Origin of the sequence: Paraburkholderia sediminicola (assembly GCF_902859805.1) — a bacterium.
Lineage (GTDB): Bacteria > Pseudomonadota > Gammaproteobacteria > Burkholderiales > Burkholderiaceae > Paraburkholderia > Paraburkholderia sediminicola.
In genome coordinates this window covers 103,296-121,802 of record NZ_CADIKC010000015.1, presented here as the reverse complement: position 1 = coordinate 121,802, position 18,507 = coordinate 103,296, and the positions used below count along the sequence as shown (strand labels likewise).

At 61.4% G+C, this 18,507-nt stretch carries 18 protein-coding genes; 6 read left to right on the top strand and 12 right to left on the bottom strand.

The genetic code is table 11. The annotated features are described in order from the left end of the window. Nucleotides 1–84: 84 nt before the first annotated feature. The gene (locus R8871_RS34505) at nt 85–930 is read left to right on the top strand and encodes an FTR1 family iron permease (protein ID WP_175054414.1); all 846 of its coding nucleotides are present in this window, start codon (nt 85–87) and stop codon (nt 928–930) included. Next, nucleotides 927–2,333, top strand: coding sequence for a 4Fe-4S binding protein (locus R8871_RS34500; RefSeq protein WP_175054413.1), 1,407 nt, complete (start codon nt 927–929; stop codon nt 2,331–2,333). The genes R8871_RS34505 and R8871_RS34500 overlap by 4 nt, the downstream gene beginning before the upstream one ends. A 298-nt stretch (nt 2,334–2,631) precedes the next feature. On the opposite strand, the gene hemP is transcribed toward R8871_RS34500, so the two are convergent. The 4 genes from hemP to R8871_RS34480 all read right to left on the bottom strand — a co-directional run bounded on the left by hemP (nt 2,632) and on the right by R8871_RS34480 (nt 5,090). Next, the gene (hemP, locus tag R8871_RS34495) at nt 2,632–2,892 is read right to left on the bottom strand and encodes a hemin uptake protein HemP (protein WP_093646606.1); all 261 of its coding nucleotides are present in this window, start codon (nt 2,890–2,892) and stop codon (nt 2,632–2,634) included. A 129-nt stretch (nt 2,893–3,021) separates the two neighbouring features. After that, nucleotides 3,022–3,504, bottom strand: a complete 483-nt coding sequence (locus R8871_RS34490; RefSeq protein WP_175054412.1) for an SRPBCC family protein — start codon at nt 3,502–3,504, stop codon at nt 3,022–3,024. A 114-nt stretch (nt 3,505–3,618) separates the two neighbouring features. Then, entirely contained in the window at nt 3,619–4,017 is a 399-nt protein-coding gene (locus tag R8871_RS34485) for an OsmC family protein (protein WP_175054411.1), read from the bottom strand. Nucleotides 4,018–4,211: 194 nt separating this feature from the next. Then, a complete protein-coding gene (locus tag R8871_RS34480) occupies nt 4,212–5,090 on the bottom strand; it encodes a pirin family protein (RefSeq protein WP_175054410.1) in 879 nt (292 codons plus the stop codon). 123 nt (nt 5,091–5,213) lie between these two features. Between R8871_RS34480 and R8871_RS34475 the strand changes: the two genes are divergently transcribed. Then, on the top strand, nt 5,214–6,200 hold the full coding sequence (locus R8871_RS34475) for a LysR family transcriptional regulator (RefSeq protein WP_175054409.1): 987 nt from the start codon (nt 5,214–5,216) through the stop codon (nt 6,198–6,200). Nucleotides 6,201–6,604: 404 nt separating this feature from the next. Here R8871_RS34475 and R8871_RS34470 read toward each other — a convergent pair whose 3' ends face one another. From R8871_RS34470 to R8871_RS34435, 8 genes are all read right to left on the bottom strand, one after another. Next, nucleotides 6,605–7,024, bottom strand: a complete 420-nt coding sequence (locus tag R8871_RS34470) for an ExbD/TolR family protein (RefSeq protein WP_054042130.1) — start codon at nt 7,022–7,024, stop codon at nt 6,605–6,607. Between the two features lie 16 nt (nt 7,025–7,040). After that, the gene (locus R8871_RS34465; protein WP_054042128.1) at nt 7,041–7,769 is read right to left on the bottom strand and encodes a MotA/TolQ/ExbB proton channel family protein; all 729 of its coding nucleotides are present in this window, start codon (nt 7,767–7,769) and stop codon (nt 7,041–7,043) included. 27 nt (nt 7,770–7,796) lie between these two features. Beyond that, nucleotides 7,797–8,525, bottom strand: a complete 729-nt coding sequence (locus R8871_RS34460) for an energy transducer TonB (protein WP_175054408.1) — start codon at nt 8,523–8,525, stop codon at nt 7,797–7,799. Nucleotides 8,526–8,800: 275 nt separating this feature from the next. Then, complete coding sequence (locus R8871_RS34455; RefSeq protein WP_175054407.1) at nt 8,801–9,037, bottom strand: (2Fe-2S)-binding protein; 237 nt, start codon at nt 9,035–9,037, stop codon at nt 8,801–8,803. A gap of 216 nt (nt 9,038–9,253) precedes the next feature. Beyond that, nucleotides 9,254–10,141, bottom strand: coding sequence for a glutamate racemase (gene murI / locus R8871_RS34450; RefSeq protein ID WP_175054438.1), 888 nt, complete (start codon nt 10,139–10,141; stop codon nt 9,254–9,256). A 101-nt stretch (nt 10,142–10,242) separates the two neighbouring features. Then, a complete protein-coding gene (gene bfr, locus R8871_RS34445; protein ID WP_054042121.1) occupies nt 10,243–10,722 on the bottom strand; it encodes a bacterioferritin in 480 nt (159 codons plus the stop codon). A 200-nt stretch (nt 10,723–10,922) separates the two neighbouring features. Beyond that, the gene (locus tag R8871_RS34440; protein ID WP_175054406.1) at nt 10,923–12,446 is read right to left on the bottom strand and encodes a fumarate hydratase; all 1,524 of its coding nucleotides are present in this window, start codon (nt 12,444–12,446) and stop codon (nt 10,923–10,925) included. Nucleotides 12,447–12,503: 57 nt separating this feature from the next. After that, the gene (locus tag R8871_RS34435; RefSeq protein ID WP_175054405.1) at nt 12,504–13,112 is read right to left on the bottom strand and encodes a TIGR00645 family protein; all 609 of its coding nucleotides are present in this window, start codon (nt 13,110–13,112) and stop codon (nt 12,504–12,506) included. Between the two features lie 825 nt (nt 13,113–13,937). Between R8871_RS34435 and acs the strand changes: the two genes are divergently transcribed. The 3 genes from acs to R8871_RS34420 all read left to right on the top strand — a co-directional run bounded on the left by acs (nt 13,938) and on the right by R8871_RS34420 (nt 18,490). Continuing rightward, complete coding sequence (acs, locus tag R8871_RS34430) at nt 13,938–15,920, top strand: acetate--CoA ligase (RefSeq protein ID WP_175054404.1); 1,983 nt, start codon at nt 13,938–13,940, stop codon at nt 15,918–15,920. 148 nt (nt 15,921–16,068) lie between these two features. Beyond that, nucleotides 16,069–16,467 (top strand): DUF4212 domain-containing protein, encoded by a 399-nt coding sequence (locus tag R8871_RS34425; protein WP_175054403.1) that lies wholly within the window; start codon nt 16,069–16,071, stop codon nt 16,465–16,467. Between the two features lie 4 nt (nt 16,468–16,471). Continuing rightward, nucleotides 16,472–18,490 (top strand): sodium:solute symporter family protein, encoded by a 2,019-nt coding sequence (locus R8871_RS34420; RefSeq protein ID WP_175054402.1) that lies wholly within the window; start codon nt 16,472–16,474, stop codon nt 18,488–18,490. Nucleotides 18,491–18,507 lie beyond the last annotated feature (17 nt).

Below are 18,507 nucleotides of genomic sequence, written 5' to 3'. Positions count from 1 at the left end.
GGGGTGCGAGCACATGCCTTGAACAACCGGGCTACGCGTTCGACGAAGCAGTAGAAGGGTAGAAGGGTAGAAGGGAGAGCTTGGATGGGTCAGATTCTGTTCATCGTGTGGCGGGAAAGTGTCGAGGCCTTGCTGGTCGTCGGCATCCTGTACGCGTGGTTGAAAAATGGCGATGACGATGCGCGCCGCGGTTTGCCGTACCTGTGGGGCGGCGTCGCGGCCGGTGTGATCGCGGCGGTCGCGCTCGGCGCGGCACTGGTCGGTTTCACCGAAGTCCTCTCCGGTGACGCGCAGGATTATTTCCAGACCGCCATGGTGCTGGTCGCGTGTGTGCTGATCGTGCAGATGGTGCTGTGGATGAAGCAGCACGGCCGGTCGCTCAAGCGCGACATGGAACAGTCGCTGCAAAAGAGCCAGCGCGATTCGAACTGGTGGGGCGTCGCCTTGCTGGTCGCGTTGGCCATCGCGCGCGAAGGCAGTGAGACGGTGATCTTCCTGTACGGTCTCGGCTTTGGCCAATCCGGTCACGTGGATGGCAGCCAGACGCTCGCTGTGATCATCGGCCTCGGTCTTGCATTCCTGACCTTCTATGTTTTGCAGTTGGGCGGCAAGTATTTCTCGTGGCGGCTCTTCTTCCGCGTCACTGAAATCATGCTGCTGTTCCTCGGCGCGGGCCTGTTCCAGACAGGCGTCGACAAGCTGATCGACAAGGAAATCCTGCCGACGATCATCGACCAGATGTGGAACTCGTCAGCCATCCTCGACGATTCGAGTACCTTCGGTTCGCTGGTCGCGACGCTCACCGGTTATCGCGCCCACCCGGCGCTGATGAATCTGGTCGCCTACGCCGTGTACTGGCTGGTCGTCTATCTGCTGGTGCGTCGTGCGAATCGCAAGCCGGCGCAGCAGGCTGCAGGGCGCGCGGCATGAGTACTGTCATGACCCGTCCGGGCCGCCTCGCTGCGGCCGGGCAGTGGATGCAGCGTCACGGCGGTTTGATCCGCGGCATTCAGTGGGTTGTGGTGGCGGTGTACGCGTTCCTGATTCTCGTGCCGGCGGTGACGCCGCTGCCTGACGACACCGCGCATCTGTGGAACAACCTGACGCTTGCCGCGCAGTTCGTGTTCTGGGGCATCTGGTGGCCGTTCGTGCTGCTGTCGATGGTGATGCTCGGCCGTGTGTGGTGCGGCGTGCTCTGTCCGGAGGGCGCGCTCGCCGAATTCGCCAGCAAATACGGCCGCGGCTGGGCGATTCCGCGCTGGATGCGCTGGGGCGGCTGGCCGTTCGTCGCGTTCGGCATCACCACGATCTATGGGCAGATGGTCAGCGTCTACCAGTATCCGAAAGCGGTGCTGCTGGTGCTCGGCGGTTCGACCTTCGCGGCGATGATCATCGGTCTGCTGTACGGACGCGAGAAGCGCGTCTGGTGCAAGTACCTGTGCCCCGTGAATGGGGTTTTTTCGCTACTGGCGCGTCTCGCGCCGTTCCACTACAAAGTCGATGAAGACGCGTGGCGCCGCTCGTACAAGAACGGCGAACATGGGCATCGCGTGATTCCGATCAACTGCGCGCCGCTGGTGCCGCTGCGCAATATGAAGGGTGCGTCGGACTGCCATATGTGCGGCCGTTGCAGCGGACACCGCGACGCGATCGCGCTGACGTGGCGCGCGCCGTCGTCGGAAGTCGTGCAGCTCGGCGATAAACAGGCGAATCCGTGGGACACCGCGCTGATCCTGTACGGCCTGCTCGGCATTGCGATCGGCGCATTCCACTGGACCGCTTCGCGCTGGTTCGTCGACCTGAAGATGTTCTTCGCTACGTGGCTGGTCGATCACGACATCACCTGGCCGCTCGACACCAACGCGCCGTGGTTCCTGTTCACGCATTACCCCGAGCAGAACGATGTGTTCTCGTGGCTCGACGGCACGATGGTGATCGGCTACATCCTCGCCACGGCGCTGGTGTACGGCACGGTGCTGCTGGTGCTGCTGATGGGCGCGTCGCGCATGCTGGGGCGGTTCAGCTTCGTGCGTCTGCATCATTTGACGCAGGGCCTGATTCCGATTGCCGGCGCGGGGGTGTTTCTCGGCTTGTCGGCGACCACGTTGTCGCTGCTGCGCGCGGAGCATCTGTCGCTGTGGTGGGCGTCGGACATGCGTATCGCGATTCTGGCGATTGCCAACCTGTGGAGTGCGTGGCTCGCCTGGCTCGTTACACGGCGCTATAGCGAGCGCTTCGTCCAGCGCGGCCTTGCGATGGTGTGGTTCGCAGCGGCGCTGGCCGTGGTCGATAGTGCATGGTGGCTCATGTTCTGGGGCTGGGCTTCGAAGTAAGTCCTAACCGCTTCAATGCGCTGCCGGGACCGGATCGGCACCCTGTAAAACAAAAGCCGTGGAGATGACAACATCCCACGGCTTTTTCATTTTCTGAATCTGCGACACACGTCGTTTCGTGTATCCGCATTGGGTGAGAACCAAAAAAGCGGCCTGGCTGGCTGCGACGACTGGCTTGGTGTCTGCACGAAGGGGTCTAGTTCTCACGTGCAAGCCGTCGTGGCTGGCTAATGCCTAACACCTCTCGAGGAGGTGGTCCCCACAATACCCGGTACGTACTGCTATTCAGTGTTGCCTGTTACTTCGTCAGGATCAGCTTGCCTAAGCGCGTTGCACGCAGCTGGTAGGTCTCGCCGTTATGCAGAATGCTGACGTGGCTATGTCCTTGCAGCAGCGCGTCGCTGCGCACCACCCGATCCGACTTTTCACTCGTACCGCTCGCGTGATCCGCTGCAGGCTTCGCGGCGGTTGCCGTCGCCGTCGATGCTTTCGGACGGCTGGTCAGCGCGGCCGCCGGGCGGCGCAGGCTGAGTGTGGAAGAGCGGTTGAGATCGGTCATTCGTTTTTGCTGTTGGTCGATTCGATGGATTAATTCTAAATGATAACTATTCCCATTTACAAGAAAGAGAAATTCATCGGATCCGACTTTCGATAGTCGAATGGTGCGGGCTGAGCGCCCGCACACGCATCAATGCAACGAACCGGGTTCCTGCTTGGCCTGCACGTACTGGCGAATCAGCCGCACGGTATCGATATCGTTCTCGCGATACGCGGACTTCACGATTTCCTGGGTCGTCACGGCGTCCTGGTCGTCGGAGACGGGCAGGGTGGTCGTGTATTCGAAGCGCAGGAACAACTGCAGATCGTCAGGCTGTTCGATCGTCATTGTCAGCGAACCGCCAACGTAGTCCGCGGTTGGCAGAATGTCGTAGCGCACGCTCTGGCGATCCTCCAGCGTGACACGGTCGCGCACGGTGGCTTGGCCGTAGTGCAGTTCCCGTTCGAGCGTGTCGCCTTCGCGCGAAAGGATGGTGCAGCTGTCGAGCCCGATCACGAACAGTTGCGGCTGTTCGGCGCGCAGCACGAGACCTTCCCACAACTGCTCGCGGGTCATCGAGTCGACAAACGGATTCAACGGATCGTTGATCTGGATAAGGTGTTCGAAATTCAAAACGGCGGCTTCCTATGAAAGCGTTGCATAACGTTTAGCCCGGTTGAGCCAATCACGCCATTGTCGCGCTCCGCGAGCTATCGCGCCAATGTGACGGCACGCGAGACCCGCATTTCAGACGACAGCAAGACCCGAGCGGATCGTGATCGAATGCGTGAGGATCTTGTGAACCGGGCACGCATTGGCAATTTGCAAGAGCCGTTCCCGCTGCTCGTCGGACAGATCGCCTTCCAGCATGATCTTGCGGTCGATGGTCGAGCCCGCGTCGCCGGTTTCGAGCGACAGCGCCACGCGCACGTCGGCGAGCGGCCAGCCCTTGCGCTGAGCGTACATCTTCAGCGTGATCGACGTACAGGCACCGAGGCTCGACAGCAACAGCGCGACGGGCGTCGGCCCGCGATCGCCGCCGCCAAGCGACTCGGGTTCGTCGGCGAGCCATGTGTGCTTGCCGTCGTCGAAAAGGACCTGGAAATTCGTCGAACCGATGTGGGCGGTGACGGTGGACTCTGCCATGCGCGCTCCTGAACAGGGACGGAAATCGCCGCGCGCCACGAGCCGTCACGTCTGGACAGTGTGGTGCGCGGCATGAATTGCTATTGTGAACGAATTCACCGGCCTTCGCGCCCATGCGCACAGGCGGCGCGGGCGGTGTGGTGAGGGCCCGCGCCACCGCAATCGTGAGCGGTGGCGCGTGCCGGTGTGGCAGATCAGTGAGTGATCGCGCCCATGCGTCCGGCCTGATAATCGGTCACGGCCTGACGGATTTCGTCTTCCGTGTTCATCACGAACGGACCGTAGCGCACCACCGGTTCTTTCAGCGGCACGCCACCCAGCAACAGCACTTCGAGCGGCTCGGCGCCGGCCGTCAGCGTGATCGAGTCGCCGTCGTTCCCAAACACCACCATCTTCTGCGCGTCGATTTCCTGGCGAGCTTCCCCTTCGCCGTAGAATCCTTTGCCGGACAGGCTGTAAGCAAACACGCGATAGTCGGCCGGCACCGATTGCTGGATCGTCGCGCCCGGTTGCAGCGAGAAATGCTGAAACAGGATCGGAGTGCGCGTTTCGATCGCGGCCTTTACGCCGAGCGCTTCGCCCGCGATTACCTTGACGCGCACCTTGCCGTCCGTGGACGTTGCAACCGGAATACTGGCTGACGGTATCTCCTGATAGCGCGGCGCGATCATCTTGTCGCGGCGTGGCAGATTCACCCACAGTTGCACGCCATGCACGCGCCCACCGTCGCGCACGAATGACGGGTCCGGCATTTCACTGTGCACGACGCCTGCGCCCGCAGTCATCCATTGCACGTCGCCGGCGCGCAGCGTGCCCGAATGGCCCGCTGAATCCTTGTGGCCGAACTGACCCTCGAGCGCGTACGTGACCGTTTCAAAGCCGCGATGCGGATGATCCGGCGCGCCCTTGGCCTCGCCCGGCGCGTAGTCGATCGGCCCCATTTCGTCGAGCAGCAGGAACGGATCGAAATCCATCAGCAAACGGGTCGGAAAAGGACGGTGGACGATAAACCCGCCGCCTTCGGTCGTGCGAACGGAGGGAAACGTGCGTTCGATCGTGCGTGTCGTGCTCATCAAAAGTCACCTTAAAAAATGGGGAATAGCGTTATTTTTGAAACATAGAGCTATTATAGGGACCGTTTTCCTAGGCGCCAGCCACCCTCACGCAATGGATTGTTCTATTACTGGAACGATGAGATGAAGATCGATTCACACAATCTGAATGACCTGATGTATTTCTCGCAGGTCGTCGAACATGGCGGCTTTTCCGCCGCCGAGCGCGTGCTGGGGATTTCCAAGTCGCGCCTGTCGCGCCGGCTCACCGAGCTGGAAGCGTCGTTAGGCGTACGTTTGTTGCAGCGTTCCACCCGCAAACTGGCGCTCACTGAAGCCGGCCAGCTCTTCTACCAGCACTGTCAGGCGATGCTGAGCGAGGCCCAGGCGGCGGTCAATGTCGTGCAGCAGTTGCGTTCTTCGCCACGTGGCACCGTGCGCGTGAGCGTGCCGGTGACGGTCTCGCAGACCATCCTGTCGCAGATCCTGCCGGAATTCATGCATCGCTACCCGGAAGTGCGCGTGGTGATGCGCGTGACGAACCGCGTCGTCGATCTGTTCGAGGATTCGATCGACATTGCGTTGCGTGTGCGCTCCGCTCCGCCGGAAAACGCCAACATCGTCGTGCGCCCGTTGTGGCGCACGCAGCAGATGCTGGTCGGCGCGCCGAGCCTGTTGCAGCAGAATGCGCCGCCGCTGTTGCCTGCGGATCTGGGCCGTTTCGAAACGCTCGACGTGCCGACCGGCGACGGACGCCACGTCTTCGATCTGATCGCCCCCGACGGCACGCACCACGCGCACGAACACGAGCCGCGCCTCGTCACCGCCGATCTGATGACGATTCGTCAAGCGGTGCTGTCCGGCGTAGGTATCGCCGCATTGCCGGAGATGATGTACGGCAGCGCACTGCGCGCGGGGCAATTGTCGCCGGTGATGCCCGGCTGGACCTTTCCGACGCCGCAGTTGTACGCGGTATTCGTGTCACGGCAGGGAATGGTGCCGGCTGTGCGCGCGTTCGTCGATTATCTGGTTGAAATGCTCGATCCGGACGAAGGTAAGTACATCACGGGCGAGTGTCCGACGCGCGCCGAGCAAAACGCTGCGCAGCCCGCTTTCGCGGTTGCCATATAGCACTTATCAGGCGTGGCAACATCGCTTTTAGCATTTAAGCGCCGCCTGTCATGAGTACTTTCAATGACAGTTTGCTTGAATGCCCGCGCTCGCGGGCCTATAGTGAAATCCCTTCGCTAAGGAGTCTCTTATGCGAAAACTCATGGCCTCTATGATAGTGGGCCTGATAGGGCTGACCGCGCTGTCCGTGTCGATCACGGCTGTCGCATGCGGTGACTCGAGCTATCAGTCAACTTCTGATGGCAAATGATCCCGCCGCCCGAAGGCGCCGAGTGCGCACAAAAAAAGGCCTTCATCTGACGATGAAGGCCTTTTACTTTTAGCCCTTGTTTCAAGGGCTTTTGTGCTTTTTCGGCAGACGCTGCGTAACAAGGGCAGCATTACTGCGCACAGATCACTTGCGCTTATTTGCCTTTGGGCTGCGTGACGAAGCCGATCTTGGTGAGACCGCCGGCCTGCGCCGCCGACATCACTTCAGCCACTTTCTCGTACGCGACCTTGCGGTCCGCATCCAGATGCAGTTCCGGCTGCGGATTCGCTTGCGCAGCCTCCGCAATCTTCGCGCGCAGCGCCGCGTCGTCGACTTTCTTGTCGTCCCACAAGACGTTGCCGTCAGCATCGACGGAGACGGTTACTTGCGCAGGCTTGGTGTCTTCCTTCTGACTGCTCGCATGCGGCAGATCGATTTTGACCGCGTGACGAATCACCGGAATCGTCACCATGAAGACGATCAGGAGAACCAACATCACGTCGACGAGCGGCGTCATGTTGATTTCGTTCATCAGGCCGTCGTCATCGTCGCCGGCGAAGGGGCTCATTGCCATCGGAGTGCCTCGTCGATCAGTTGGCGCGCGCGAGGCGCAAACCGTCGCCGCGCTTGGATGACGACAGACGGGCGCCCGTCACGAAGAATGCATGCAGGCCGTGTGCAAAGCGGCTCAGCTTGGCGACGATCGCCTTGTTGGCGCGCGTCAGTGCGTTGTAGCCGAGCACGGCCGGGATCGCGACGAACAGACCGAATGCGGTCATGATCAGTGCCTCACCCACCGGGCCCGCGACCTGATCGATCGACGACTGACCGCTCGCGCCGATTGCCAGCAGGGCGTGATAGATGCCCCACACCGTGCCGAACAGGCCGACGAACGGCGCCGTGCTGCCGATCGAGGCGAGAATCGCCAGACCGCTTTGCATGCGCGCGACGCTTTCGTCCATCGTGTCCTTCAGGCAACGCGTCACCCAATCCGACACGTCCATGCGATCGTGCAGATGCGGTTGCGTCTGATGATGGTGATCGGCGGCTTCCTGGCCCGACAGGGCGAGTGCGAGGAACGGGTTGTCCTGCGGCGTCGACGATTCCGCGCCGAGCTTCTTCACGCCGTCGGCGAGATCGTCCGAATGCCAGAACTGCTGCTCGGCATTCTTCGTGAGACGCTTGAGGCGCATCACATTCCAGCCTTTGATGACGATCACGCTCCACGACATAACCGACATGATCAACAGCGCGAGCGCGATACCGCGCGTCACGAAATCCCCTTGCGCCCACACGTGCGCCAATCCGTAGTTTTGCATTGCAATTCCTTGTTTTTAAAATCTGCCTCAATCGTTCAGATTGAAGTTGTAAGGCTGGGTGGCCGTGGCCCGAATGGCCTGGCCGTTCTCGAGATAGGGCTTGCACGAACTCGCATGCGCGGCGGCGATGGCGGCGTCGTCCAGACGGCTGAAGCCGCTGCTCTTTTTGAGCGAGATGCTTTCAACCTTTCCCGTTGGTCCGATGACGAAGGTCACATAGGCCGTACCGGTTTCGCCCCGGCGCTTCGACAGCGCGGGGTAGTCCGGCGTGATCATGCTGCACTCGATGTGCGAGACGTTCTTCGGTGCCGTGATGTCCATGGTCGGACGACCGATCGCCGGCGCGGCCTGAGCGGCCGGCGCCGCCGGTGCGGCGGGCGCGGGCGTCGGCTCGGGCGCGGCGACAGGCGTCGGCGACGGAGCCGCGGCGACCGGCAACGGCGTGGGTGTCGGGGTAGGTGTCGGCTTGGGCTGGACCTTCGGCTTGGTGTGAACCGGCGGTGTTGGCTTGGGCGGCGGCGGAGCGATCGATTGCACCGCGACGGGCGCGGCGACCGGCGCCGGCGCCAGCAGCTGCGCGGTCATCACCTTCGCTTCGATCACGGGTTGCAGCGGTTCATGACGCAGCGTCAGGATCACCGCAAGCAAAGCGATGTGAATTGCCGCGACCGCGGCAGTCGCGGTCAGCGCACGGGAATTCATTCGGGAGGACGAAGCCGGCGTGGCGCCGGCTAAAATGGTATGCGAGGCCTGCATGTTAGCGTGGCGGCGTGCCGTCGATGCGGCACGTCAGACAAGACATCGTCATGTTCGAAAGATCAGCAGCGAAATGAACAAAGTAGTCACGAAACCAATCAGCAATTCCATCTCGAACTCCTTTTAACGGATGAGCGGGTAGCTGGCTGGTACGGATACTGGCTTGCTGACGGCAGTGGGAAGACGCGTGAAACCGCGCTTAAAAACAGAGCGTGAAGCAGTGAGGCAGTGAACACCTTGGGCGCGCCGCACGGGCCGCACCCTCAAGCCGCGACTCAGGCGGCCTTGCGTTCGTAAAACGTCAGCGGCATGGCCTGCGTGTGATGATCGAAGCCGCAGCGGCTCGCGCACACGCCGCTTTCCATCATGACGTCGCGCACGGATTCCGCGCACTTGCCACAGCAGGAAGCGACGCCGAGTTCGAACTGGAGCTCGTCGAACGAGTCGACGCCATCCGCGATCGAGGCACGGATCTTTCGGTCAGAAACAGACTTGCAGACACAGACAATCATGGCAGGGCGTCATAGCTAACGTTAATGCGAACTATTATCATTTTGATTGGCCCGTTTGGCAAGCGTCCTGCATGATTTTTTGTAACAAAACCAGACTCTTAGAAGGGTTTCGCCTAAGGAGCGGGAGCCTGGGCAAGCGGCGGAGAAGGTGCGAAAACGCCTAAAAAGCGCGCAAAAAGGTCGCGCGACGGCGCAAAAACGCGACGGCGAGGGGTTTTATGCGGCTTGGGAGTCCGGCGCTGCCGTGCGGCGCGACGGGATCACGACCTGGTCGACTGCGGCATCGATTTGCAGCAGGGTCGCGGCGAGCTGTTGCTGATGGGTGCCGTCGCCGGTCGAATAAAAACGGGGCAGAACAGTGCCGGCGCTTTCCGGGGCGGCGCGCAATCCGTGCTGATCAAGTACCCGCTCCAGCTGACGCGCAATGGCCACGCTCGTATCGATCAGCATGAGCCGGTCGCCGACGATGTCGCGGATCGCCGCATCAAGAAACGGGTAGTGGGTGCAGCCGAGCACAAGAGTGTCGGCGCCGGCATCGAGCATGGGCTGCAGGTAGCTGCGCAGCAGCGCGCGCAGTTCGGCGGAACCCACGTCGCAGCGCTCTACTGCTTGCACAAGCCCGTGGCCCGGCTGGCAAAGAAAACGGCAATCGGCAGCGTAGCGCTCCAGTAGCCCCTGAAAGCGGGCACTGCGCAAGGTCACTTGCGTGGCGAGCACGCCGGCGACACGTGTTTTCGACTGCAGTGCGGCCGGTTTGATGCCGGGCTCGACTCCCACCAGCGGAATCGCCAGCTTTTCGCGGACCAGCGCGATCGATTGCGCAGTCGCCGTGTTGCATGCGACCACCAGTGCCTTCGCGCCCTGGCTGGCGAGCCATTGTCCGATTGCGAGGGTACGGTCGGCGATGAAGTCGTCGTCGCGTTCGCCGTAGGGGGCGTAGAGCGAGTCGGCGACATAGATGAGCGCTTCGCCGGGCAGTTGCGCCCGGACCGCCCGCAGCACCGACAAACCGCCCAGACCCGAGTCGAATATGCCGACCGGCGCTCGCGAACCGCCACCTGAGGTGGCAACCCTGGCACTTGAGGACGGCGATTCAGCGGTCATAGGCGATGAGGACACGCGCGGCACAGCGGTCACGGCAAACTCACGAAAACGGGGAAGTGCGCAAGTATACCGCCCGCGCGGGCCGTTCCAACGTGGACCGATCAGGACTCGATCGAACCCATTGCGGTTTGCTGGTAGTTCTGGATGCCGACCTTGTCGATCAGGTCCAGTTGCGTTTCAAGCCAGTCAATGTGTTCTTCTGTGTCGTCGAGAATCTTCACGAAGATTTCGCGCGAGATGAAATCACGAACGGATTCGCAATACGCGATTGCTTCTTTGCAGGTGCTTTGCGAAATCTGTTCGAGCTTCAGATCGCACTCGAGGATTTCTTTGGTTTCTTCGCCGATCAGCAGCTTGTGCAGGTCTTGCAGGTTCGGCAGGCCGTCAAGCATGAAAATGCGTTCGATCAGCCAGTCGGCGTGCTTCATTTCGCCGATCGATTCATCGTATTCATGCTTGCCGAGTTTTTCGAGGCCCCAGTGCTTGTACATCCGCGCGTGCAGGAAGTACTGATTGATGGCGGTGAGCTCGTTCTTGAGCTGGGAGTTCAGATACTCGATAACTTTCTTGTCGCCTTGCATGGGGTTTCCTTATTAGAGACTTGAATTTCCCAGAACAATAAACGCCGAAGGACAAAAAGCCAAGGCAAAAAACACAGTTTTTTGCCTTGATTTGCAAGGTTTTGTGCGTGATGCGTACCGTTCTCATTTCATCATAAAAAAAGCCGGGGTTCGAGGCCCCGGCTTCCATTTTTCAGCTGTTACTGCCGATCAAATTTCGATCAAACCGTCGCGACCGGAATCTTGCCGATCTTGGCTTGCCATTCCTTCGGGCCAGTCTGGTGCACCGAGGTGCCGTTCGAATCGACGGCAACGGTTACCGGCATATCCTGCACGTCGAACTCGTAGATCGCTTCCATGCCGAGGTCTTCAAACGCGAGAACCTTCGCGCTGCGAATTGCTTTCGACACGAGGTAAGCGGCGCCGCCCACGGCCATCAGATACGCGGCTTTATGCTTCTTGATCGCCTCGATCGCGACCGGGCCGCGCTCGGCTTTGCCGATCATCGAAATAAGACCGGTTTGCGACAACATCGTCTCGGTGAACTTGTCCATCCGCGTGGCGGTGGTCGGGCCCGCCGGGCCGACTGCTTCGTCGCGCACCGGATCGACCGGGCCGACGTAATAGATCACGCGATTCGTGAAGTCGACCGGCAGCTTTTCGCCCTTCGCGAGCATGTCGGCGATGCGCTTATGTGCCGCGTCACGGCCCGTCAACATCTTGCCCGACAGCAGCAACGTCTGGCCCGGCTTCCAGGCTGCGACTTGTTCCGGCGTCAGCGTGTTCAGATCGACGCGCTGGCTCTTTTCCGTGTCCGGTTCCCACTGCACTTTCGGCCATGCGTCGAGCGACGGCGCTTCGAGCTTCGCCACGCCCGAACCATCCAGCGTGAAGTGCGCGTGACGGGTCGCCGCGCAGTTCGGGATGATCGCGATCGGCTTGGAAGCAGCGTGCGTCGGTGCAGCCATGATCTTCACGTCGAGCACGGTGGCAAGACCGCCCAGGCCTTGTGCACCGATACCTAGCGCGTTGACCTTCTCGTGCAGTTCGACACGCAGTTCTTCGATCCAGTCCTGCGGGCCGCGCGCGATCACGTCCTGAATGTCGATCGGATCCATCAGCGATTCCTTCGCCATCACCATCGCTTTCTCAGCGGTGCCGCCGATGCCGATGCCGAGCATGCCCGGCGGGCACCAGCCTGCGCCCATGGTCGGCACGGTCTTCAGAATCCAGTCGACGATCGAGTCCGACGGGTTCAGCATCGCGAACTTCGACTTGTTTTCCGAGCCGCCGCCCTTCGCCGCAACCTGTACGTCGACCTTGTCGCCCGGCACGATCTCGTAGTGGATCACGGCCGGCGTGTTGTCTTTCGTGTTCTTGCGCGCGCCTTCCGGCGGGCTCACGATCGACGCGCGCAGCACGTTGTCCGGGTTCAGATAACCGCGGCGTACGCCTTCGTTGATCATCTCGGTGACGCCCATCGTCGCACCGTCCCAACGCACGTCCATGCCGACCTTCACGAACACCGTGACGATGCCGGTGTCCTGGCAGATCGGGCGCTTGCCTTCGGCGCACATGCGGCTGTTGGTGAGGATCTGCGCGATCGCATCCTTCGCGGCCGGGCTCTCTTCGAGCTCGTAAGCGCGGCCCAGGGCCTGGATGTAATCGAGCGGGTGGTAATAGCTGATGTACTGAAGCGAATCAGCAATGCTCTGAATCAGATCTTCCTGTTTGATGACGGTCATGATGGCTAGCTCAGTGGGGACAATGGCGCTTGTTATCAGACTCGCAGGGCAGTGCGGTCAGTCGTGCGCCTTCAGGGGAGTGGAACCGTTAGAGCCCAGCGGATGCAGTCCCGCGGGCTCCTGAAAATGTTTTGGATGCGTATGCGTGGTAAGCCGGTCGACCAGCGCCATCACCACCGCCGAGAGAAGGAACGCGACGTGGATAATGACCTGCCACATGATGGTGTGCGTCGAATTCTGGTCGGGGCTGATGAAGGTCTTCAACAGATGGATCGACGAGATGCTGATCAGCGCCATGGAAAGCTTCACCTTCAGCACGCCGGCGTTCACGTGGTCGAGCCATTCCGGTTCGTCCGGATGACCCTCAACGCCCAGGCGCGACACGAAGGTTTCATACCCGCCGATGATCACCATGATCAGCAGGTTCGAGATCATCACCACGTCGATCAGGCCGAGCACCACCAGCATGATGTTGGTTTCGTCGAGCGTCATGGACGCGCTGACCAGATGCCAGACTTCTTTCAGGAACAGGACGACGTACACGCCTTGCGCGACGATCAGACCGAGGTAGAGCGGCACTTGCAGCCAGCGGCTCATGAAGATGAGGGCGGGGAGCGGGCGCAGCGGGCGGCGCTGACGGGCTGAGTCGGGGCGCGGAGCGGACATAGGCAAGAGTCAGATGAAACGCAGGTGACGGAACACGGACCAAATGCGCTGACCCGAAGCGCAAACCAGACGCGCGGATCAAGCACGCAAACGAGGCGCAGACGGCGCGGTACGCGGCGAGAGGAGGCCGGAAAAGCTCGCGTCAGGCGCGCTATTGTACAGCGTCGGGTGAATTTGCTGCGCCGCCGCGGGCAGTGCGGCGCTTACGAGGCTGCCGGCGGTATTGCTTGACCTCCAGGCTCGCCAGTCCGATCTCTGCCGTCGCGCATCACGCAGGCGGGGTAATGAGACGCAGCGAGTATCGATTCAAGCTGGAATCCAGACGGCTAGTTCAGTTAGCATTGTAAGAGGGCGTGAGAGCCAGCGTAAGGGCGAAGTGCGGGCGAAGTGCCGGCGAAGCGCCGGTGCGGCGCACGTGATGCTTCCCCTATGCCCGATTTCGGCACGCGTCGCCTGGGTCAGCATGTCGATCAGCACGCATGCACGGACCGTAACGCGTAGCATGCCGTGCGTGACTAGTCTGAACCGCATAAGGGTTTTCGCCCGCCACGCGATGCGCCTCGCGTAAGTGGCCGGTAAGTTGCAAAGTTTATGTTTGAACATGAGAGCGGAACGTTAGCCACTCATTTATGTTGCGCTGCGACATGGATATAAGTGAAAGGGGAACGGGCCGCGGCGCAGCGATCGGCGATCGCTGCGCGAGGGTTGGAGACAGCGCGCGCCTATCGATCACGAATGATCGCGAATGGCGGCGCCATCATGACATGGCGAGCCACAGGCGCGCCGGCACAGGTTTTACGTTTCATCTTCACCAAGGGGTTGTCGATGTCTGCGATTGAATCGGTTCTTCAGGAACGCCGTGTTTTCCCGCCCTCCGCTGAAGCAGCGGCAGGTGCGTCGATCTCCGGTATGGATGCGTACCGGGCGCTTGCCGCCGAAGCGGAGCGCGATTACGAAGGTTTCTGGGGGCGCCTCGCTCGCGAGACGCTCAGCTGGAACAAGCCTTTCAGCAAAGTGCTCGACGAATCGAAGGCGCCTTTCTACACATGGTTCGAAGACGGCCAGCTGAACGCGTCGTATAACAGCATCGACCGTCATGTCGAAGCCGGCAATGGCGGGCGCGTCGCGATCATCTTCGAAGCCGACGACGGCACTGTCACCAACGTCACCTATCAGGATCTGCTGCAACGTGTGTCGCGCTTTGCGAACGCGCTGAAGAAACGCGGCGTGAAGAAGGGCGATCGCGTCGTGATCTACATGCCGATGTCGATCGAAGGCATTGTCGCGATGCAGGCGTGTGCACGAATCGGTGCAACGCACTCGGTGGTGTTCGGCGGATTTTCGTCGAAATCGCTCAATGAACGGCTGGTCGATGTGGGCGCCGTCGCGCTCGTCACGTCCGACGAACAGATGCGCGGCGGCAAAGCATTGCCGCTGAAGAACATCGCCGACGAAGCCATCGCCATGGGCGGTTGCGACGCAGTGAAGAGCGTGATCGTCTACAAGCGAACCGGCGGCAAGATCGCATGGGACGAAAGCCGCGATCTGTGGATGCACGAACTCACAGAGGCTGAATCGGATCAATGCGCGCCCGAGTGGGTCGGTGCGGAGCATCCGCTTTTCATCCTGTACACGTCGGGGTCGACCGGCAAGCCGAAGGGCGTGCAGCACAGCACCGGCGGCTACCTGCTGTGGGCCGCGCAGACCATGAAGTGGACGTTCGACTGGAAGCCCACGGATGTGTTCTGGTGTACTGCCGACATCGGCTGGATCACCGGCCATAGCTACATCACGTATGGTCCGTTGACGCTCGGCGGCACCCAGGTCGTGTTCGAAGGCGTGCCGACCTATCCGAACGCCGGCCGCTTCTGGGACATGATCGCCAAGCACAAGGTCACGTTGTTCTATACCGCGCCGACTGCGATCCGCTCGCTGATCAAAGCCGCCGAAGCCGACGCGAAAGTGCATCCGAAGAGCTACGACCTGTCGACGCTGCGCATCATCGGCACGGTCGGCGAGCCGATCAATCCGGAAGCGTGGGTGTGGTATCACGAGAACGTCGGCGGCGGCCGTTGCCCGATCGTCGATACGTGGTGGCAAACCGAAACCGGCGGCCACATGATCACGCCGCTGCCGGGCGCCACACCGCTGGTGCCGGGTTCTTGCACGCTGCCGCTGCCGGGCATCATGGCGGCCGTGGTCGATGAAACCGGCCAGGACGTGCCGAACGGACAGGGCGGCATTCTGGTGGTCAAGCGTCCATGGCCTTCGATGCTGCGCAACGTATGGGGCGATCCGGACCGCTACAAGAAGAGCTACTTCCCCGAGGAACTCGGCGGCACGCTGTATCTCGCCGGCGACGGTGCGGTGCGCGACAAGGAAACTGGCTACTTCACGATCATGGGCCGCATCGACGACGTGCTCAACGTGTCCGGCCACCGCCTCGGCACGATGGAGATCGAGTCGGCGCTGGTGTCGAACCCGATCGTGGCTGAAGCGGCGGTGGTGGGTCGTCCTGATGCGACCACCGGTGAAGCTGTGTGCGCATTCGTGGTGCTCAAGCGCGCGCGTCCTGAAGGCGAAGAAGCAGTGAAGCTCGCCAACGAACTGCGCAACTGGGTCGCCAAGGAGATCGGTCCGATCGCCAAGCCGAAGGACATCCGCTTCGGTGAGAACCTGCCGAAGACGCGTTCGGGCAAGATCATGCGCCGCCTGTTGCGCTCGCTCGCGAAGGGCGAGGAAATCACCCAGGACGTCTCGACGCTGGAGAACCCGGCGATTCTCGATCAGCTCGGCGAGTCGCTCTGAGCTTAGGTTTGCCTGGGTTTTTAGCCAAGGTATGTCGAACGATGTGCCCTTGGCTGGACCCAGGTACCGACCCGTGACATCGGGCAGTTAAAGCCACCGCGCGGACAATCCCGATTGCCTGCCCGGTGGCTTTTTGATACATAGGCGCATGGCCGCGCCGCACCACACCTCTCACGCTACGCTCAATCCCGCACCCGAACCCCCTCCGGTCTCGGCAGCGATGGCGCGCGCGCATCAGAAATACTGGCGCTTCAATCTCGCATTGATCGCGACGTTGATGACCTTGGGTTTCGTGGTGTCGTTCGTTTTGCCGCTGGTGGCGCCGGCGTTGGATCAGGTGCGCTTCATCGGCTTCAGGTTGCCGTTCTACTTCGGAGCGCAAGGGGCGATTCTGATCTACGTGGCGTTGATCGTCGTTTATATCCTGCTGATGCAGCGCGCCGACCGCCGTCTGCAACGCGCTTTCGATGCGGATGCCAGCGTCAGTGCCGATGACGGTGTCAACGCCAGCGCCGATTCCACCGCGCCCACTGCGCGCGGAAGCTGAGCCGATGAAGCTCACGAACCGGCTGATCCGTTCATACGCGCTTTATACGCTCGGCTTCCTGCTTTTCATCTATGTGATGTGGCGCATCGAGCGGACTACTGGCCCCGGCGTATGGATCGGCTATGTGTTCCTGTTCGTGCCGATCGCGGTGTATGCGGTGATCGGGTTGCTGTCGCGCACATCCGACCTCGTCGAATACTACGTAGCGGGGCGGCGCGTGCCGTCCGTCTTCAACGGCATGGCGACTGCGGCCGACTGGTTGTCCGCTGCATCGTTCATCGGCCTCGCCGGTTCGATCTATGCGACCGGATATGACGGCCTCGCGTATCTGATGGGCTGGACCGGTGGCTATTGCCTCGTCGCGTTCCTGCTCGCGCCATATGTGCGCAAGCTCGCGCGCTACACGATTCCCGACTTTCTCGGCACACGCTTTTCGAGCAACGCGGTGCGGGGACTCGCTGCGTTAGCGGCGATTTTGTGCTCTTTCGTTTATCTGGTCGCGCAGATTCAGGGCGTCGGCTTGATCGCGACGCGTTTTATCGGCGTGGATTTCGCGGTCGGCATTTTCTGCGGACTCGCGGGCATTCTCGTGTGCTCGTTTCTGGGCGGCATGCGTGCGGTGACGTGGACCCAGGTCGCGCAATACATCATTCTGATCGCGGCGATTCTGATTCCCGTGTCGATGATCGCGCATAAGGATGGCCTCGGCTGGGTGCCGCAATTCAACTACGGGCGCTTGATGGAGCGCGTCGAGGGGCTGGAGAAGCAGGTGCGCGACGCGCCGCTCGAACAGACCGTACGCGACGATTATCGGCGGCGCGCCGAGTTGATGCAGATGCGGCTCGACACGCTGCCGCAATCGTTCGTCGACGAGAAGCTGCGCCTCACGCAGGAAGTCGCCGACTTGAGACGCCACAATGGTCCGCTTCGCGAGATCAAGGAACGCGAGCGGGCGCTCGAACAATTCCCACGCGATGCCGCCGCTGCACAGATCGTGTGGACTCAACGCCGTGACGAAATGCTGATGCGCGCGGCCGCGCCGGTGCCGATGCACGAGCCGTTTCCCGTCACGAGCGAAGAAGACAGGCGCACACACGAGCGTAATTTTCTGTCGCTGCTGCTGTGTCTCTCGCTTGGCACGGCGAGCCTGCCGCATATCCTGACGCGCTACAACACGACGACCTCGGTGGCGTCCGCGCGACGCTCGGTCGGCTGGACGCTGTTCTTCGTCGCGCTGTTCTATCTGACGGTGCCTGTGCTGGCGGTGCTGATCAAGTACGAGATGCTGACCAACCTGGTGGGTCATCACTTTTCGGATTTACCGCAGTGGCTCACGCAATGGCGCAAGGTCGAGCCGAGTCTGATCAGCCTCGCTGACACAAACGGCGACGGTATCGTGCGCTGGAGCGAGATCCAGATGCAGCCGGATATGGTGGTGCTCGCCGCGCCCGAGATTGCGGGGCTGCCGTATGTGATGTCCGGGCTGATCGCGGCCGGTGCGTTGGCCGCGGCGCTCTCGACGGCGGACGGTTTGCTGCTGACCATCGCCAATGCGTTATCGCACGACGTCTACTACCACATGGTCGATCCGACGGCATCGAGTCAGCGGCGCGTGACGATCTCGAAGATTTTGCTGTTGGGGGTGGCGCTGTTCGCTTCGTACGTGGCTTCGTTGAATACGGGGAATATTCTGTTTCTGGTGGGCGCGGCGTTTTCGCTGGCGGCTTCGAGTCTGTTTCCCGTGCTGGTGCTGGGGGTGTTCTGGAAGCGGACTACGCGGCTTGGGGCGGTGGCGGGCATGGTGGCGGGACTGGTGGTGTGCATTTACTACATCGTGTCGACGTATCCGTTCTTCACGCAGATGACGGGCTTTGCCGGCGCAAGGTGGTTCGGTATCGAACCGATCAGTTCCGGCGTGTTCGCCGTGCCGGCGGGCTTTCTGGTGGCGATCGGGGTGAGTCTCGTGGACCGGAAACCGGACGCTTATACGAGGGCGCTGGTGGACTACATCCGGCATCCATAGGCCGGTTTGCGCATGGG

Coding starts and splice junctions, on each gene's coding strand:
- R8871_RS34455 (WP_175054407.1), bottom strand. CDS start 9,037: ATGATTGTCTGTGTCTGCAAGTCTGTTTCTGACCGAAAGATCCGTGCC.
- acs (WP_175054404.1), top strand. CDS start 13,938: ATGTCTGCGATTGAATCGGTTCTTCAGGAACGCCGTGTTTTCCCGCCC.
- R8871_RS34475 (WP_175054409.1), top strand. CDS start 5,214: ATGAAGATCGATTCACACAATCTGAATGACCTGATGTATTTCTCGCAG.
- R8871_RS34480 (WP_175054410.1), bottom strand. CDS start 5,090: ATGAGCACGACACGCACGATCGAACGCACGTTTCCCTCCGTTCGCACG.
- hemP (WP_093646606.1), bottom strand. CDS start 2,892: ATGACCGATCTCAACCGCTCTTCCACACTCAGCCTGCGCCGCCCGGCG.
- R8871_RS34460 (WP_175054408.1), bottom strand. CDS start 8,525: ATGCAGGCCTCGCATACCATTTTAGCCGGCGCCACGCCGGCTTCGTCC.
- R8871_RS34500 (WP_175054413.1), top strand. CDS start 927: ATGAGTACTGTCATGACCCGTCCGGGCCGCCTCGCTGCGGCCGGGCAG.
- bfr (WP_054042121.1), bottom strand. CDS start 10,722: ATGCAAGGCGACAAGAAAGTTATCGAGTATCTGAACTCCCAGCTCAAG.
- R8871_RS34465 (WP_054042128.1), bottom strand. CDS start 7,769: ATGCAAAACTACGGATTGGCGCACGTGTGGGCGCAAGGGGATTTCGTG.
- R8871_RS34425 (WP_175054403.1), top strand. CDS start 16,069: ATGGCCGCGCCGCACCACACCTCTCACGCTACGCTCAATCCCGCACCC.
- R8871_RS34435 (WP_175054405.1), bottom strand. CDS start 13,112: ATGTCCGCTCCGCGCCCCGACTCAGCCCGTCAGCGCCGCCCGCTGCGC.
- R8871_RS34470 (WP_054042130.1), bottom strand. CDS start 7,024: ATGGCAATGAGCCCCTTCGCCGGCGACGATGACGACGGCCTGATGAAC.
- R8871_RS34420 (WP_175054402.1), top strand. CDS start 16,472: ATGAAGCTCACGAACCGGCTGATCCGTTCATACGCGCTTTATACGCTC.
- R8871_RS34485 (WP_175054411.1), bottom strand. CDS start 4,017: ATGGCAGAGTCCACCGTCACCGCCCACATCGGTTCGACGAATTTCCAG.
- murI (WP_175054438.1), bottom strand. CDS start 10,141: ATGACCGCTGAATCGCCGTCCTCAAGTGCCAGGGTTGCCACCTCAGGT.
- R8871_RS34505 (WP_175054414.1), top strand. CDS start 85: ATGGGTCAGATTCTGTTCATCGTGTGGCGGGAAAGTGTCGAGGCCTTG.
- R8871_RS34440 (WP_175054406.1), bottom strand. CDS start 12,446: ATGACCGTCATCAAACAGGAAGATCTGATTCAGAGCATTGCTGATTCG.